Raw genomic sequence first — 14767 nt, forward strand, 5'->3', positions numbered from 1 at the left:
CCCACCGATCTCCAACTCGATCTCCTGGACCTCCTCGACATCGATCCACGAGACCTCCGCTGAAGATCACTCACATGCGGAAAACGGGGCTAGCGGCGCTGGGTGGCCCAGCGGCGGATGGTGTCGATCCGCTCCTGGATCTGCTCCGCCGTCGCCTGAGCGATCGGCGGCCCGCCGCACGAGCGGCGCAGGTCCGAGTGGATGACCCCGTGCGGCTGACCCGTGCGGTGGTTCCAGGCGCCCACCAGGCCGTTGAGCTCGCGCCGCAGGTCCGCGATCTGCTCGTGCGGCGCCAGCGTCTCGCGCGGCTGCTCCTCCTCCTGCTTGCGCCTGGCCGCCTGCTGGTCGGACTGCCGCTTGCGCAGCAGCGTCGCCACCTGGTCGGGCTCCAGCAACCCCGGCAGGCCGAGGAAGTCCTCTTCCTCCGCCGAGCCGACCGCCGCGCCCGTGCCGAACTCGCCGCCGTCGAACAGCACCCGGTCGAACGTGGCCGACGTCTCCATCGTCTCGAACGGAAGCTCGTCACCCAGGACGTCGGGGTTGTCCTTCTGGCGGTTGGCCTGCTCCAGGAGGCTGTCGTCCAGCCCGTCCTCGGGAGGCCGCTTGTTGAGCACGTGGTCGCGCTCGACCTCCATCTCGTTGGCCAGCCCCATGAGCGTGGGCACCGAGGGGAGGAAGACCGAGGCGGTCTCGCCGCGCTTGCGGGCCCGCACGAAGCGGCCCACGGCCTGGGCGAAGAAGAGCGGGGTCGAGGTGGAGGTGGCGTAGACGCCCACGCACAGGCGGGGGATGTCGACGCCCTCCGACACCATGCGCACGGCCACCAGCCAGCGGTCCGGCGAGGCCGTGAACTGCTTGATCTTCTTCGACGCGCCGGGGTCGTCGGAGAGGACCACGGTGGCGCCCTCGCCGGTGATGTTGCGCAGGTGGCGGGCGTAGGCCCGGGCCGTCTCGTGGTCGGTGGCGATGACCAGGCCGCCCGCGTCGGGCACACCCCTGCGCACCTCGGTGAGCCGCCGGTCGGCGGCCTGCATGACCTGGCGGATCCAGTCGCCCTTCGGGTCGAGCGCGGCCCGCCACGCCTGCGAGAGCTGGTCCTTGGTGAGCGGCGTGCCGAGGGTCGCGGCGATCTCGTCGCCCGCCCGCGTGCGCCACTTCATCTCGCCGGAGTAGGCCAGGAAGATGACGGGGCGCACGACGCCGTCGTCGAGCGCCGGGCCGTAGCCGTAGGAGTAGTCGGCGACGCTGCGCTTGAGGCCCTCGGCGTCCTCCTCGTAGCCGACGAACGGGATCGGGTTGTCGTCGGACCTGAACGGCGTGCCGGTGAGCTGGAGGCGGCGCGTGGCGGGCTCGAACGCCTCGCTCACGCCGTCGCCCCACGACTTGGCGTCGCCCGCGTGGTGGATCTCGTCGAAGATCACCAGCGTCTTGCGCGCCTCCGTGCGCGCCCGGTGCAGCGCGGGGTGCATGGCGACCTGCGCGTACGTCACCGCCACCCCGGTGTAGTCGCGCGAGGTCGTGCCCTGGCTGTTCTTGAACTCGGGGTCGATGCCGATGCCGACCCGCGCGGCGGCGTCAGCCCACTGCCGCTTGAGGTGCTCGGTGGGCGTGACGATCGTGATCGACCTGATCACGCCGTTGGCGAGCAGCTCGCTGGCGATGCGCAGGGCATAGGTCGTCTTGCCCGCGCCCGGGGTCGCCACGGTGAGGAAGTCACGCGGCTCGCGCCTGAAGTAGAGGTCGAACGCCTCCTGCTGCCACGCGCGGAGCTTGGGGGCGGTGCCCCATGCTGCTCGGTCGGGATAGGAAGGCGAAAGGTGGGACGCGGCGAAGGTGCTCACCGCATCACCTCTGGGGTTGGTGTGCTTCGCTCTCTCACAGTGACCCGATAGTAATCGGGCCGACCGACAAGACGTGCCGTGAGTTGAGGATTCTGGCCAAGGTCTTCCCCGCGTGCTATGCGGGTCATTTGATCTTCGTCATGACCGTGTCGAGGGCCTGTCTGCGTGCGGTTTCCTCGGGTTGGAGCAGCCCGAGGAGCATGACGGCGGAGCCCGCGCGAGTGAGAAGCGTCACTCTCAGGAACGCCGGCCGGTTGACCACATCCTGATATTCCGCCCGCAGCGCCCGGGTGTGGCCTCCGGGGAGCTCCTTGTCCTCGACGACGGTCACCCGGTCTCCTTTGAGCAGCAGCCGGGAGTAGAGCTCCGCCGCCTCCGCCGTGGCCTTCTTGGCGTCCGCCACGGCCCCCGTGACCGGCCTGGCCATGACGAGCCCGCCGTCGCCGTCCCTGGCCACGGAGGTGAAGCCCGTCACGGGCGGCACCGGCTCCTGGCTCCACCCCTGCGGCAGCGCCACCGACACCTTGGCCAGGGAGTCGCTCAGCTGCCCGCTCTCCGCCGAAGGCGCGGTGACCCGCAGCACCACGACGGTCGCCCCCGCCACCAGGCCCACGCCCGCCAGCAGGGCCACCGACACGACCACCCAGCGCCGCATCGTCCTCCCGGACACGCCCGTGCGCCGCCCCGGGTCCGCCGGGGAGCCGTAGAGGCGCGCGGACGGGGGAAGCGACTCCCAGGGCTCGAACTCGCGGTCCAGGCCGTACGAGGCGGTCCTGCGGATCTGCGGGTTCCACGGCTCCTCGGGCCCGAGGTCCAGCGGGTCGGGCTCGCCGCGGACCGGCTCAGGACCGCTGGACCGGGCATGCCGCCGTACCGGCTCCGGGTCGGGGTCCGGCACGGCCTCCAGCGGGCCTGTGCGCCCCCGCCGCGGCTCCTCCTCGTGGGGCGCGCCCCACGCGTACCGCGGAGGAGTACGGCGATGCCTGGGAGCGGGCTGAGGCGGCCAGACCCGGCGGTCGTCCTCGGTGTCATCCTCCATGGCACCTCCCTGACCGCTGTCCTATCACCCCGCGCGGCGAAGGTCAGGAGAACCGTGATCGGTGTGACAGGAGGGACGGAATTCAGCGGGTGCGTCCGGCGAGGAGCGTGGCGGCGAGGGCGATGGCGGCCATGAGGAACGAGATCACGACGAACCCGGTGGCGATCTCGTCCGGGGCGTGACCGATCAGGTTGACCAGCGCGCCCCCGACCCCGATCGCCAGGGCGGACCCGAGCATGTCCGTGACCGACAGGGCGGCGGAGTTCGCCCCCTGCTCGTTCAGAGGGGACTGCCGCAACGCGGTGACGCTGACCGTGGTCATGCCGAACCCCATCCCGAACCCGGCCACGATCCACGCGGGCACCGCGACCCACCCGGTCACCCCGGGAACGACGCACAGCATGCAGATCAGGATCGAGACGGTGACGCACCCCGCCCCCAGCCGGATCCGTTTGTACGCCTCCCCCTCCCGCCTGCTCTGCAGGAACGATCCCGCCGACCACCCCAGCGCCCCGGTCGTCAGCGCGATCCCCGCGAGCTTGAGGTCGAAGGACTTCACCTCCTGCAGCGCCAGCGGGATGAAGGAGTTCACCCCGAAGAAGGCGGCCGAGAAGAAGCCCCGCATCAGCACGGTCGTGGGCAGCCCGCGCGCGAACCGCAGCGCGTCGGCAGGCAGCAGCCGGTACAGCCCGTAGACCAGGAACGCCAGGCCCGCGGCGGCCTCCAGGGCCCCGATCATGGGACGTCTGTGCAGGAGGTCCACGCCCTGCAGCAGCGCCCCGGCCCCGCCCGCCGTGGCGGTGGCGGCCAGCGTCATCGCGACCGGCCTGGAGCGCGGGCCGGTGGACGGCTCATGGGAGGAGGACGGCATGCGCAGCGCGGGCACGAGCATCACCAGCGCGGGCACGACCAGCGGGATGATCCCGTAGAAGACGAACCGCCAGCCCCACTGCACGGCCACGAACCCGGCCACGGCCGGCCCCACCATGGCGGGCACCACCCAGGCCGCGGAGACGGCCGCGAAGACCTTGGGCCGCAGGGTCTCCGGATAGACCCGCGCGATCATCACGAGCAGCGCCACGATCGAGGCGCCCGCGCCCAGCCCCTGCACGGCCCGCGCCACGAGGAACATCCCCGCGGAGTGCGCCGCCCCGGCCAGCGCCATCCCCGCCACGAACAGCACCACCCCCGACAGGAACGGCAGCTGGTAGCCGCGGCGGTCCGACCAGAGGCCCGCCACCACGTTCGCGAAGAGGCTGGCGATGAGGAAGGCCGAGAAACTGATCCCGTACAGGTCGAGGGCGTTCAGCTCGCGGGCCACCGCCGGCATGACGACCCCGACGGACATGCCCTCGAAGGCGACCAGGGTGATGGTCAGCACGATGCCGACCGTCGCGACGCGGTATTCGGGGCTGAGGATGCGGGTGGATTCGTAGGGAGTGTCGAGTGCCTTTGGACCTGTCACCTACATATCGTAGTTTGCCCGGAAATCTAGGCTGCCGGGGTGGTTGCGGTCCGGTGCACCGCCCACATCTGGTGCATGCGCTCCGCCTGCCCTGCGGTGAACTCCGACATGCACTTGTCGTGCGCGTAATCCATGAAGTTGTGCGCCGGGTCCAGGCCGGGGTGCTGCGCGCAGCTGTCCTTGTCCGCCGGGCAGGCCTCGGTCGGCCGGGCCTCCATCGGGGTGTCGGCGATGCCGTCGCCGGGCAGCTCGCAGCCGTTCTCGAACGTGTGGAAGAGGCCGAGCCAGTGCCCGATCTCGTGCACGCCGGTGAAGCCACGGTTGTAGTTGGTCATCGCGCCGCCGGGCAGGCTGCGCCAGTCGATCACGACGCCGTCCAGCCTGGGCGTCTCGTCATACCAGTACGGGTAGCTGGCGAATCCCAGCATCTGCTCGCTGAGCTGGGCGATGTAGAGGTTGAGCGTGTCGGCGCCGCCCTGGTGCAGCGCCACCTTCATCGGCCGCTCGTTGCCGACGGGGTCGTTGAACCACAGGGCGTTGTCGGTGACCGAGATGCCGTCCAGGCGGAAGCGCACGCCGGTGTCGACGCCGCCGTAGGTGCCGCCGTACGCGGAGTTGAGCGCGTCGATCTGGGCCCTGACATCGTCGTCGGTCACCCTGCGCTCACCGCGCGTGATGACGTGCACGCGCGTGGGCACGGTGACCTGGGTGGGCGTCGTGACGCCGGCGAGCCGCTTGCCCAGCTCGACGAGGACCTTGGCCACGTCTTCGGGCTTGGGCGAGCGCGGCCCCGTCCTGCGCGGGACGTGGCCCGCGCAACGCGACGCCTGCGCCGCCTCGGTACGGAGCGGTGGCGCGAACCCGACCGCGAGCAGACATGCCAACGAGACGGCGGTCACGCGCCGGACCATGCAATCCCCCACTACGTATCGAGCCGGTCTGGCTACCGACCGTAGCTTGACCTGGGGAGATTACCGGTCAGCAACACTCACTGCTTCTTGTCGCCGCCGTCGCCGCCACCCGGGGGCAGGCCCTCGTAGATCTCCTTGCACTCCGGGCATACCGGATATTTCTTCGGATCGCGGCTGGGCACCCAGACCTTGCCGCACAGCGCCCGGATGGGCGTGCCCGTGACCATGCTCTCCGTGATCTTGTGCTTGTCCGCGTAGTGGGCGAACCGCTCGTGATCGCCGTCGCCGTGCGACGTCCGGGGCGTGGTCTCCTGCTCTGGGAGGATCTTCGTCGTGCTCACCCCACAGAGTTTATGCCCGACGACGACCAGGTCCCCCATATAGCGATACGGCCCCCGCCGCGTGGCGGGGGCCGTACGTGGAATCAAGCTCAGCCCATGTGGACGGGCGCGCCCTCGGTCTTCCTGCCGGCCTTGACGAACAGCGTCAGTACGGCCGTCAGCACCGCGATGCCGGTGCTGACCAGGAAGGCCACGTGCATGCCGTCCATGAAGGCGTTGTGCACGGCGTCGCCGATCTGCTGCGGCAGGCCGGGCGGGACGGTGCCGAACGCGGCGGCCTTTTCCAGCCCCGTCAGCTGGGCGGGCGGGATGGCCTGGGCAGCCGGGCCGAGGTAGCCGGGCAGCTTGTCGGAGATCTCGCCGGCCATCACGGCGCCCAGGATCGCGGTGCCGAGCGCGCCGCCGACCTGCATGGCCGACTGCTGCAAGCCACCCGCGACGCCGGTCAGGTTGACCGGGGCGTTGCCCACGATGATCTCCGTGGCGCCCACGAACACCGGCGACATGCCGAAGGCCAGCAGCAGGAACGGGATGCCGCTCTCGATGAACGACGCGTCGATGCTGAGCTGGGACATGAGGAACATCGAGAACGCGGTGATCAGCAGGCCGGTGGCCATCGTGATCTTCGCCCCCAGCCTGCCGATCGCCATGCCCGCCAGCGGCGAGGCGACGATCATGCCGGCGCTCATCGGCAGCATGCGCAGGCCGGCCTCCAGCGGGGACAGGCCGTGCACACCCTGGAAGAAGAAGCCGAGGAAGAACATCGCGCCGAACATGGCGAACGCGACCATCATCATCAGCACGGTGCCGATGGAGATCGAGGCGTTCTTGAACAGGGACAGCGGCACCAGCGGCTGGCTCGCCCGGCTCTGCCAGAAGATGAACGCGCCGATCAGCACCACGAACAGGCCCGCGAAGGTCAGCGTCGTGCTGTCGCCCCAGCCCCACTCGGGAGCCTTGATGATCGTCCAGACGAGCGAGAACATCGCGCCGGACAGCAGCAGCACGCCGAGCCAGTCGATCCGCGCCATCGTCTGCGCGCGGTTGTCCTTGATCAGGATGGTGCCGAGGACGAGGGCGGCGAGGCCGACGGGGGCGTTGATGAAGAAGACCGTCTCCCAGCTCGCGTTCTCGACCAGGAGGCCGCCCACGATCGGGCCGGCGGCGCTGGACAGGCCGATGATCGCACCCCAGGCGCCCATGGCCTGGTTGAGCTTCTCACCCGGGAACGCTCCACGCAGCAGCGCCAGGGCGGCCGGCTGGAGCAGCGCGCCGAACAGGCCCTGCAGCACCCGCAGGGCGATCAGCGCGCCCACCGGGGAGAGGCCGGGAATGATGTCGGCCAGCTCGGCGCTGAGTCCGATGCCCACCGAGGAGACGGCGAACCCCGCCACGCCGATCAGGAAGACCCGCTTGTGCCCGAACAGGTCGCCGAGCTTGCCGGCGGTGATCAGGAACACCGCCAGCGCGAGCAGGTAACCGCTGGTCACCCACTGCAGGTCGGACAGCGAGGCCTTGAGGTCGGCCTGGATCGACGGGTTGGCGATGCCCACGACCGTGCCGTCGAGCATGACCATGATGACGCCCAAGCTGACCGCCAGCAGCACGAGCCAAGGATTGCCGCCGGCCCCCGTTTTCACCGGGCCGTGCGATGACGGCGCATCCACCGCCTTCGCGTGAGCCATGAAGTCCCCCTAAGTACACGAACCGCCCCATACCGGGGCATAGATCTCGTAAGCCTCAGGTAATCTATGACAGTCGCTGACTAATGACAAACGAGTTTTATTCGTCGTCGTATGACTTATGGCACACTGTGACAGAAAGGTTTCGAGGGAGTGACTGCTGTGGGTCTACGGGAACGCAAGAAGGAGAAGACGCGCCTGGCGATCCTCGACGCCGCGCTCGACCTGTTCCTCGAACAAGGATACGAGTCGACCACGGTGGAGCAGATCGCGGGGGCCGTCGAAATCTCCCCGCGCACCTTCTTCCGCTACTTCAACAGCAAGGATCATCTGGCGCTGTGGCACCACGACCACGGCGAGGAGATCATGCTCGAGACGCTGGCGTCCCGCCCGGAGGATGAGTCGTCCTTCACCTCGCTCATGCACGCCATGCGCGCGGTCGTCGGCGACCTGGAGGGTTCAACGGGCGAGGACAGGGCGAGGTTCCTGAAGCTGCGGCGGCTCATGGAGGACCACCCGAGGCTGGTGGGCATGTCCGTGGCCAGGGGCGCGGCGACCGAGCGCCGCCTCATCGAGGTGATCGCCGCACGCAGGGGCGTGGACCCCGACGAGGACATGCTCACGCCCCTGATCGTGGCGTTCGCCGCCTGCACCCTGCGCGTCGGCTTCGAGTGCCCGCGCCGCGACAGCGGCCTGCCGGAGATCACGCAGCGGATGGCGGAGACCATCGAGCTGGCCGAGCGCTCGCTGCGGCCCGGCTGGGACCGCTAGTCAGTTCATCGTCGGGTCGTCCGGGCAGGTCGCCACGAAGGCCAGCTCGCCGGGCTGCCGCCGCAGCACGTGCCGCCAGAGCGCACGGGGATCGGCGTGGAAGGTGTCGCCGACCTCCGAGTCGACCACGTACCAGGCGCCTTCGGCGATCTCGCTCTCCAGTTGGCCCGACGACCAGCCGGCGTACCCCGCGAAGATGCGCATCTGCGCGATCTCCCCCTGGAGGATCTCGGGCGGCGCGTCCAGGTCCACCGTCCCGATCCTGGAGACGGCCGGGGTGCCCGCGTGCAGCCTGCGCCAGCCGAGCGGCTCCTCGCCGCTGGGGACCGCCGCCAGCGCGAGCGCGCTGTCCGTCTGCACGGGCCCGCCCTCGAAGAGCACGGAGGGCCCGGTCACCAGCGGATCCCACACGGGCAGCACCTGGGTCACGGAGATGTCGCTCGGCCGGTTGAGCACCACCCCCAGGGTGCCGCCGTCGTGGTCGTGTTCGAGGATCAGCACGACGCTACGCCGGAAGTTGGGGTCGTCGAGAAGCGGCGTCGCCACCAACAAACCGCCGACGTAGATCGCTTCCGCCATACCTCCATCATGAAGGGTTCGCGAGGCTCGCGCTCCCCCAGTGCGTCGATGTTACTTTTCGTGCCCACTTGGGCACCTTCTGTAGCAAAGATCACTCGGTGGGGGGAGCTCATGCATATCAGGACACGTCTCGTGCTGGCCGCACTCCCGGTGTGCGCGGTCCTGTTCCTCCCCCAGAGCGCGCAGGCGTGGCCCTGGCATGAGGACCACGGCGACCCGTTCACGATGACGGTGGACGACGTCCACTGCCGTTCGGGGCGCGCGCACGTCACTCTGCACAACCTGACCCAGGAGGCCGCGCGCTTCGACGTCCAGGCCGACGGGGTCAGCGTGGCGAAGGGGGCCATTCCGGCCCACAAGTCGATCGTCAGGCAGGTGACGGTCGCCAAGGGCAGCACCGCGGACGTGGAGGCGTACTCGCTGGGTGACCCGCAGCGGGAGACGCTCGTCGACTCCAGCCGCGTCAAGAACGACTGCCCCTGGGGCCACCACCTGGACAACCTGCCCTTCACCGGCCCGCCCGCCGACCTCATGGGCAAGCTGGCGACGGCGGGCGGCCTGATCGTGGTGGGCGGCATCCTGTGGTGGTACGGCTCCATCTGGCCGCGTTCGACCCCGTGAGCTAGGGCTCTTCCACGACGAACGCGCCGGCCCTGGCGGCGGCCAGCGTGCGCGCCACGGACCGTTCCGCGTCCTGCTCGGTCACCGGCTCCCTGGTGACCACCAGCCGGTAGTAGAGCGGGGCGGAGATCGCGCGGATCACCTCCGCGCCGTCGGTGCCCGCGGGCAGCTCGCCCCGCTTGACCGCCAGGTCCACGACGTTGGCCCACTCCGCGATCCTGCGCAGGTAGAAGGCGCGCAGCGCGCCGGCGGCCTGCTCGTCGCTGGTGGCGGCGGCGATCACCGCCTGGAACGTGGCACCGAGCCGCCCGTCGTTGATCGCCCCCAGTACGGACAGCGCGTTGGCCCGCAGGTCGGCCTCGACGCCGCCCGTGTCGGCATGGGGCGTGGACTGGTTGGCCAGCTCGGTCATGAGATCGGTGACCAGGCCCGCCCTGCTCCCCCAGCGCCGGTAGACCGTGGTCTTGCCGACGCCCGCCCTGGCCGCCACCTGGTCCATGGTCAGGCCATGGAAGCCGTGCTCGACCAGCTCGTCCTGCGTGGCCTCCATGACGGCCGCGCGCACCCGCGCCGTGCGGCCCCCTGGCCGCACGGTTCCCGCCGAACGGGAAGGTTGGTCCATCTACGCTCCTTGTCGCAACGTTCCATTTTAACGGAACTGTCATCCCATTAAGGATTGACGGCGCATTTCCCCCACCTTCTGGACGCGGCCATGCGAAGATCGGTTCCATCCCTTCGGCCGTTCGGCAATACCGAACGAATCTGCGCTAGGGTGCGGGCCGTGGGAGAGACGATTCAGTCGGTCGAGCGGGCGGCCGCGATCCTGAGGCTGCTGGCCTCGGGGCCGCGCCAGCTCGGGGTGGCCGAGCTGGCCAGGGCGCTGGGCCTGCCCAAGGGCACGCTGCACGGCATCCTGCGCACGCTGGTCCACGTCGGGTTCGTCGAGCAGGACCCGGCGAGCGGGAAATACCGGCTCGGCGCCACGCTGCTCCATCTCGGCAGCAGCTATCTCGACGTCAACGAGCTGCGCACCCGCGCCATCAACTGGGCCGACGCCCTCGCGGGGCGCAGCAGGGAGAGCGCCTGGATCGGCACCCTCCACGAGGGCCACGTGCTGGTGATCCACCACGTGTTCCGGCCCGACGACAGCATGCAGACGCTCCAGGTGGGCACATACCTGCCGACCCATGCCAGCGCGCTCGGCAAGGTCCTGCTCGCACACGACCCGTACGGCGAGCCGCCCGCGCCGCCGCTGCAGCCGTACACGAAGAACACGATCGTCGACCCCGCGGCGCTGGAGAAGGAGCTCGGCCTGGTCAGGACGCGCGGCTGGGCCTCCGAGACGGAGGAACTCACCGAGGGCGAGGTGGCCATCGCCGCGCCCATCAAGGACCCGCGCGGCCTGGTGGTGGGCGCCATCGGCATCCGCGGCGCCGTCGAGCGGCTGGCCCCCGACGGCGCCCTGCACATGGAGTTCGTCTCGTACGTACGGGACGCCGCCCGCGCGATCACCCGCTCACTTGAACATCCCTAAGACCACGAAATAGCATTCGTTCGGCATTGCCGAACCAGAACCAAGCGAGGAACCCCGTGCCTCGAACTCAGTACGTCGCCGCCATCGACCAGGGCACCACCTCCAGCCGCTGCATCGTCTTCGACCAGGCCGGCAACATCATCTCCGTCGCCCAGCGCGAGCACCGCCAGATCTTCCCCAAGCCCGGCTGGGTCGAGCACGACGCGGCCGAGATCTGGCAGGCCGTGCAGGGCGTGCTGGCCGAGGCCGTCAGCGGCGCCGGCCTCGAGGACGGCCAGATCGCCGCGCTGGGCATCACCAACCAGCGCGAGACCACCGTGCTGTGGGAGCGGGCCACCGGCCGGCCCGTCTGCCCCGCGATCGTCTGGCAGGACACCCGCACGGACCAGCTGACCCGGGCGCTGGCCGAGCACGAGGGGCTGTTCAAGGAGAAGGCCGGGCTGCCGCTGGCGACGTACTTCTCCGGGCCGAAGATCCGCTGGCTGCTGGACGCCCACGGGCTGCGGGAGCGGGCCGAGCGCGGCGAGGTGCTGTTCGGCACGATGGACAGCTGGCTGCTGTGGAACCTCACCGGCCGCCACGTCACCGACGTGACCAACGCCAGCCGTACGATGCTGATGAACATCCACACGCTGGCCTGGGACGACGAGCTGCTCGACGCGCTGGGCGTGCCCCGCGCGATGCTGCCGGAGATCCGCCCGTCCTCCGAGGTCTACGGCCGCACCGCGGCGGGCGTCCCCGTCGCCTCGGCGCTCGGCGACCAGCAGGCGGCGCTGTTCGGCCAGACGTGCTTCGCGCCCGGCGAGACCAAGAGCACCTACGGCTCCGGCAGCTTCCTGCTGATGAACACCGGCCACGAGCCCGTCGTCTCCAAGCACGGCCTGCTGACCACGGTCGGCTACCAGATCGGCGAGGGCCCGGCCACGTACGCGCTGGAGGGCGCCATCGCGGTCACCGGGTCGCTGGTGCAGTGGCTGCGTGACAACCTGGGCCTGATCTCCAGCGCGGCCGAGATCGAGACGCTGGCCAGGACGGTCGACGACAACGGCGGGTGCTACTTCGTACCGGCCTTCTCAGGGCTGTTCGCGCCGCACTGGCGCTCGGACGCGCGCGGCGTGATCGCGGGGCTGACCGGGTTCGTCACCAAGGGGCACATCGCCCGGGCCGTGCTGGAGGCCACGGCGTGGCAGACCCGCGAGGTGGTCGACGCGATGAACGCCGACTCCGGGCTCGACCTGACCACGCTGCGCGCCGACGGCGGCATGACCGCGAACAACCTGCTCATGCAGACCCTCGCCGACGTCCTCGCGGTGCCGGTGATCCGGCCCATGGTGGCCGAGACGACCGCTCTGGGCGCCGCCTACGCCGCCGGGCTGGCGACCGGCTACTGGCCCGACGTCGACAGCCTGCGCGCCAACTGGCACAAGGCCGCCGAGTGGCGCCCGGCCATCGACGAGACCGCGCGCGAGCACGAATACCGCAACTGGAAGAAGGCCGTGGCCCGGACCCTCGACTGGGTCGAGCAGTAGGGAGTGGGGCAATGACGACGACGACCGCCGCAGACCGCGCGCAGACCCGTGAGGAGCTCTCGCGCACCGCCTACGACCTGCTCGTGATCGGCGGCGGCATTCTCGGCACCTCCGTGACCTGGATGGCCGCGCAGGCCGGGCTGCGGGTGGCGATGGTCGACGCGGGCGACTTCGCCGGCGCGACCTCCAGCGCCTCCTCCAAGCTCGTCCACGGGGGCCTGCGTTACCTGCAGACCGGCAACGTCCGGCTGGTCGCCGAGAACCACCGCGAGCGCCGCGCCCTGGCCGCCGACATCGCGCCGCACCTGGTCAAGCCGCTGACGTTCCTGGTGCCGATCTACAAGGGCGGGCCGCACGGGGCGGCCAAGCTGGGCGCCGGGGTGTTCCTGTATTCGGCGCTGTCGGTGTTCGGCGACGGCATGGGCAAGGTGATCACGCCTCACCAGGCGCTGGCCAAGGTGCCCGCGCTGCGTACCGAGGGGCTGCGGGCCGCCGCCGTCTACGGCGACCACCAGATGAACGACAGCCGCGTCGCGGTCATGACCGTACGGGCCGCCGCGGACGCGGGCGCGGTCGTGCTCAACCACGCCGAGGTCGTCGGGCTGCGCAAGACGGGCGGCACGGTCACGGGGGCCGACCTGCGCGACCGGCTCGACGGGGCCGAGTTCGGGGTCTCCGCCCGGCTCGTCCTGAACGCCACCGGGCCCTGGGTGGACCACCTGCGGCGCATGGAGGACCCGGACGCCGCGCCGAGCATCCGGCTGTCCAAGGGCGCCCACCTGGTGCTGCGCCGCCACGAACCGTGGAAGGCGGCGCTGACCACGCCGATCGACAAGTACCGGGTGTCGTTCGCCATCCCGTGGGAGGACCACCTGCTGCTCGGCACCACGGACGAGGCGTACGAGGGCGATCCGGGCGGGGTGCGCGCCACCGAGGCCGACATCGCGCAGATCCTCGACGAGGCCGGCCACGCCGTACGCGACGCCCAGCTCAGGCGCGAGGACATCACCTACGCCTTCGCCGGGCTGCGCGTCCTGCCCGGCGGCCCCGGGCAGGTGACGGCCGCGAAGCGGGAGACCGTGGTGACCAGGGGGGCGGGCGGCATGCTCTCGGTCGCGGGCGGCAAGTGGACCACGTACCGCCACATCGGCAGGCACGTCCTCGACACGCTCGCCCACCTGCCCGGCCGGCCCCTGGGCGACGACCTGGCCGACATCCTGCCCGCCGTGCCCCTGCCTGGCCTGGCCAGCCCCGACGCGGTGGCGCTGCGGCTGTGGACCGACCGCGACCCGGGCGCGCGCATGGATCCGCTGGTGGCCAGGCACCTGGCCACGCACTACGGGTCGATCGCGTTCGACCTGGCCCGGCTCATCCGCGAGGACCCCGCCCTCGGCGAGCGCATCCACCCGGACGGCCCCGACATCTGGGCCCAGGCCGTCTACGCGCGCGACCGCGAGTGGGCGGCCACGGTGGACGACGTCGTACGCCGCCGCACGACGCTGACGGTCCGCGGGCTCGACACGCCTGACGTGCGCGATCGCATCGCCGCCCTGCTCACCTGACCCGGATCTGGGCAGGGGGTAGTCATGTGCACTCCGATGAACGAAGCCCTGCTCAGGCACTTCCGCGACCTGCGTGACGGCGACCACGGAGGGGCTGTCACGCGGGAGGACAAGGAACACGTTTTCGCCACGGCGGCCGAGCTGCTCGACCCGGTGGCACGCAGAGCCCTCGACGAGCTCAACGCCGACCTGCTGCTCGGCACCGGCGAGGTGGTGGCCAGCGGGGTCACCCGGTCGCGCGAGGGCGGGCTCAACGCGATGTGGTCGCTGACGTGGCCGGAACAGCGCGCCACCCACAACCAGCCGATCGCGATCGTCGCCCACTACGGCTGCGACTTCCACCACCCGCACCTGCGGGGCAACACGGTCGGGGACTGGCCGCTGAACGTCTTCGGCCGTGCGGACGCCGAGGCCCAGCTCGACACGCTACGCGCGATCGCCGCCGGCGACGCCCACAACCTCGTCTTCCAGGAGAGCTACCACCTCATCCCAGCCATAACCACCCAACCCGCCTGACGCCCCACCGGACGAACACCCCTCGAAACGGGCACACCACCGGACGGGCAAACCACCGCACGGGCGCCACGACGGGACCAAGGCGCCACAATGCATCTCACGTGCCCCATGACGCCCACCAGCCACCCACGTCGCAGGTACCGCTACGGCCAGCACCCCAACGAGCGCCGGTGCGGCGAGAAGCCGTGCGGTGGAACCCGACGCAAGGAGCACGGCGGCGGGACGGGCGGGTGCCACGGAGCCGGTCAAAGGATCGCCGTAGCGGCGGCCGGCCATGTGCGGGTCAGCGGCCGTCCCCCTGGAGGCCCTCAGCCACGGGCGGCGGTTGGCGCGGCCCGTGCTCCGCCGTAAAAAATAATGCTTCTCACGCCACGGG

At 70.6% G+C, this 14767-nt stretch carries 14 protein-coding genes; 6 read left to right on the plus strand and 8 right to left on the minus strand.

Annotation, left to right across the window (positions count from 1 at the left end):
• Window positions 1-89 precede the first annotated feature (89 nt).
• From AB0L65_RS60490 to AB0L65_RS60515, 6 genes are all read right to left on the minus strand, one after another.
• The gene (locus AB0L65_RS60490) at window positions 90-1841 is read right to left on the minus strand and encodes a DEAD/DEAH box helicase (protein WP_364266342.1); all 1752 of its coding nucleotides are present in this window, start codon (window positions 1839-1841) and stop codon (window positions 90-92) included.
• A 124-nt stretch (window positions 1842-1965) separates the two neighbouring features.
• Entirely contained in the window at window positions 1966-2880 is a 915-nt protein-coding gene (locus AB0L65_RS60495) for a hypothetical protein (RefSeq protein WP_364266345.1), read from the minus strand.
• Window positions 2881-2962: 82 nt separating this feature from the next.
• Window positions 2963-4345 carry an MFS transporter gene (locus AB0L65_RS60500; RefSeq protein ID WP_364266348.1) on the minus strand — a complete coding sequence of 461 codons (1383 nt, stop codon included), beginning with the start codon at window positions 4343-4345 and terminating at the stop codon, window positions 2963-2965.
• Window positions 4346-4371: 26 nt separating this feature from the next.
• The gene (locus tag AB0L65_RS60505) at window positions 4372-5244 is read right to left on the minus strand and encodes a zinc metalloprotease (RefSeq protein WP_364266351.1); all 873 of its coding nucleotides are present in this window, start codon (window positions 5242-5244) and stop codon (window positions 4372-4374) included.
• Window positions 5245-5333: 89 nt separating this feature from the next.
• Window positions 5334-5636: a DUF3039 domain-containing protein gene (locus AB0L65_RS60510; protein WP_364266354.1), complete on the minus strand. Its 303-nt coding sequence runs from the start codon at window positions 5634-5636 to the stop codon at window positions 5334-5336.
• Between the two features lie 50 nt (window positions 5637-5686).
• Window positions 5687-7282 (minus strand): DHA2 family efflux MFS transporter permease subunit, encoded by a 1596-nt coding sequence (locus AB0L65_RS60515; protein WP_364266357.1) that lies wholly within the window; start codon window positions 7280-7282, stop codon window positions 5687-5689.
• A 159-nt stretch (window positions 7283-7441) separates the two neighbouring features.
• On the opposite strand from AB0L65_RS60515, the gene AB0L65_RS60520 reads away from it, so the two are divergent.
• Window positions 7442-8050, plus strand: a complete 609-nt coding sequence (locus tag AB0L65_RS60520; protein ID WP_350730083.1) for a TetR family transcriptional regulator — start codon at window positions 7442-7444, stop codon at window positions 8048-8050.
• On the opposite strand, the gene AB0L65_RS60525 is transcribed toward AB0L65_RS60520, so the two are convergent.
• Window positions 8051-8629: a YqgE/AlgH family protein gene (locus AB0L65_RS60525; RefSeq protein WP_350730081.1), complete on the minus strand. Its 579-nt coding sequence runs from the start codon at window positions 8627-8629 to the stop codon at window positions 8051-8053.
• Window positions 8630-8740: 111 nt separating this feature from the next.
• On the opposite strand from AB0L65_RS60525, the gene AB0L65_RS60530 reads away from it, so the two are divergent.
• Complete coding sequence (locus AB0L65_RS60530) at window positions 8741-9250, plus strand: hypothetical protein (protein ID WP_364266362.1); 510 nt, start codon at window positions 8741-8743, stop codon at window positions 9248-9250.
• Window position 9251: 1 nt separating this feature from the next.
• Here the strand turns inward: AB0L65_RS60530 and AB0L65_RS60535 are convergent, their stop codons facing one another.
• Window positions 9252-9872 carry a TetR/AcrR family transcriptional regulator gene (locus AB0L65_RS60535; RefSeq protein WP_350730078.1) on the minus strand — a complete coding sequence of 207 codons (621 nt, stop codon included), beginning with the start codon at window positions 9870-9872 and terminating at the stop codon, window positions 9252-9254.
• A gap of 159 nt (window positions 9873-10031) precedes the next feature.
• Here AB0L65_RS60535 and AB0L65_RS60540 point away from each other — a divergent pair, with 159 nt between their 5' ends.
• From AB0L65_RS60540 to AB0L65_RS60555, 4 genes are read left to right on the plus strand one after another with little or no spacing between them, the layout of a single operon-like run.
• Entirely contained in the window at window positions 10032-10784 is a 753-nt protein-coding gene (locus AB0L65_RS60540) for an IclR family transcriptional regulator (RefSeq protein ID WP_350730077.1), read from the plus strand.
• A gap of 56 nt (window positions 10785-10840) precedes the next feature.
• Entirely contained in the window at window positions 10841-12313 is a 1473-nt protein-coding gene (gene glpK / locus AB0L65_RS60545; RefSeq protein ID WP_364266365.1) for a glycerol kinase GlpK, read from the plus strand.
• Between the two features lie 11 nt (window positions 12314-12324).
• On the plus strand, window positions 12325-13875 hold the full coding sequence (locus tag AB0L65_RS60550) for a glycerol-3-phosphate dehydrogenase/oxidase (RefSeq protein WP_364266368.1): 1551 nt from the start codon (window positions 12325-12327) through the stop codon (window positions 13873-13875).
• 36 nt (window positions 13876-13911) lie between these two features.
• Window positions 13912-14391 carry a hypothetical protein gene (locus tag AB0L65_RS60555; protein ID WP_350730072.1) on the plus strand — a complete coding sequence of 160 codons (480 nt, stop codon included), beginning with the start codon at window positions 13912-13914 and terminating at the stop codon, window positions 14389-14391.
• Window positions 14392-14767: the final 376 nt, after the last annotated feature.

This window comes from Nonomuraea sp. NPDC052116 (assembly GCF_040680035.1).
Lineage (GTDB): Bacteria > Actinomycetota > Actinomycetes > Streptosporangiales > Streptosporangiaceae > Nonomuraea > Nonomuraea angiospora_A.

Bases quoted from the DNA above. Each gene is read 5' to 3' on its own strand.
- AB0L65_RS60495 (WP_364266345.1), bottom strand. From the start codon at position 2,880: ATGGAGGATGACACCGAGGACGACCGCCGGGTCTGGCCGCCTCAGCCC.
- AB0L65_RS60510 (WP_364266354.1), bottom strand. From the start codon at position 5,636: ATGGGGGACCTGGTCGTCGTCGGGCATAAACTCTGTGGGGTGAGCACG.
- AB0L65_RS60515 (WP_364266357.1), bottom strand. From the start codon at position 7,282: ATGGCTCACGCGAAGGCGGTGGATGCGCCGTCATCGCACGGCCCGGTG.
- AB0L65_RS60525 (WP_350730081.1), bottom strand. From the start codon at position 8,629: ATGGCGGAAGCGATCTACGTCGGCGGTTTGTTGGTGGCGACGCCGCTT.
- AB0L65_RS60530 (WP_364266362.1), top strand. From the start codon at position 8,741: ATGCATATCAGGACACGTCTCGTGCTGGCCGCACTCCCGGTGTGCGCG.
- AB0L65_RS60535 (WP_350730078.1), bottom strand. From the start codon at position 9,872: ATGGACCAACCTTCCCGTTCGGCGGGAACCGTGCGGCCAGGGGGCCGC.
- AB0L65_RS60550 (WP_364266368.1), top strand. From the start codon at position 12,325: ATGACGACGACGACCGCCGCAGACCGCGCGCAGACCCGTGAGGAGCTC.
- AB0L65_RS60555 (WP_350730072.1), top strand. From the start codon at position 13,912: ATGAACGAAGCCCTGCTCAGGCACTTCCGCGACCTGCGTGACGGCGAC.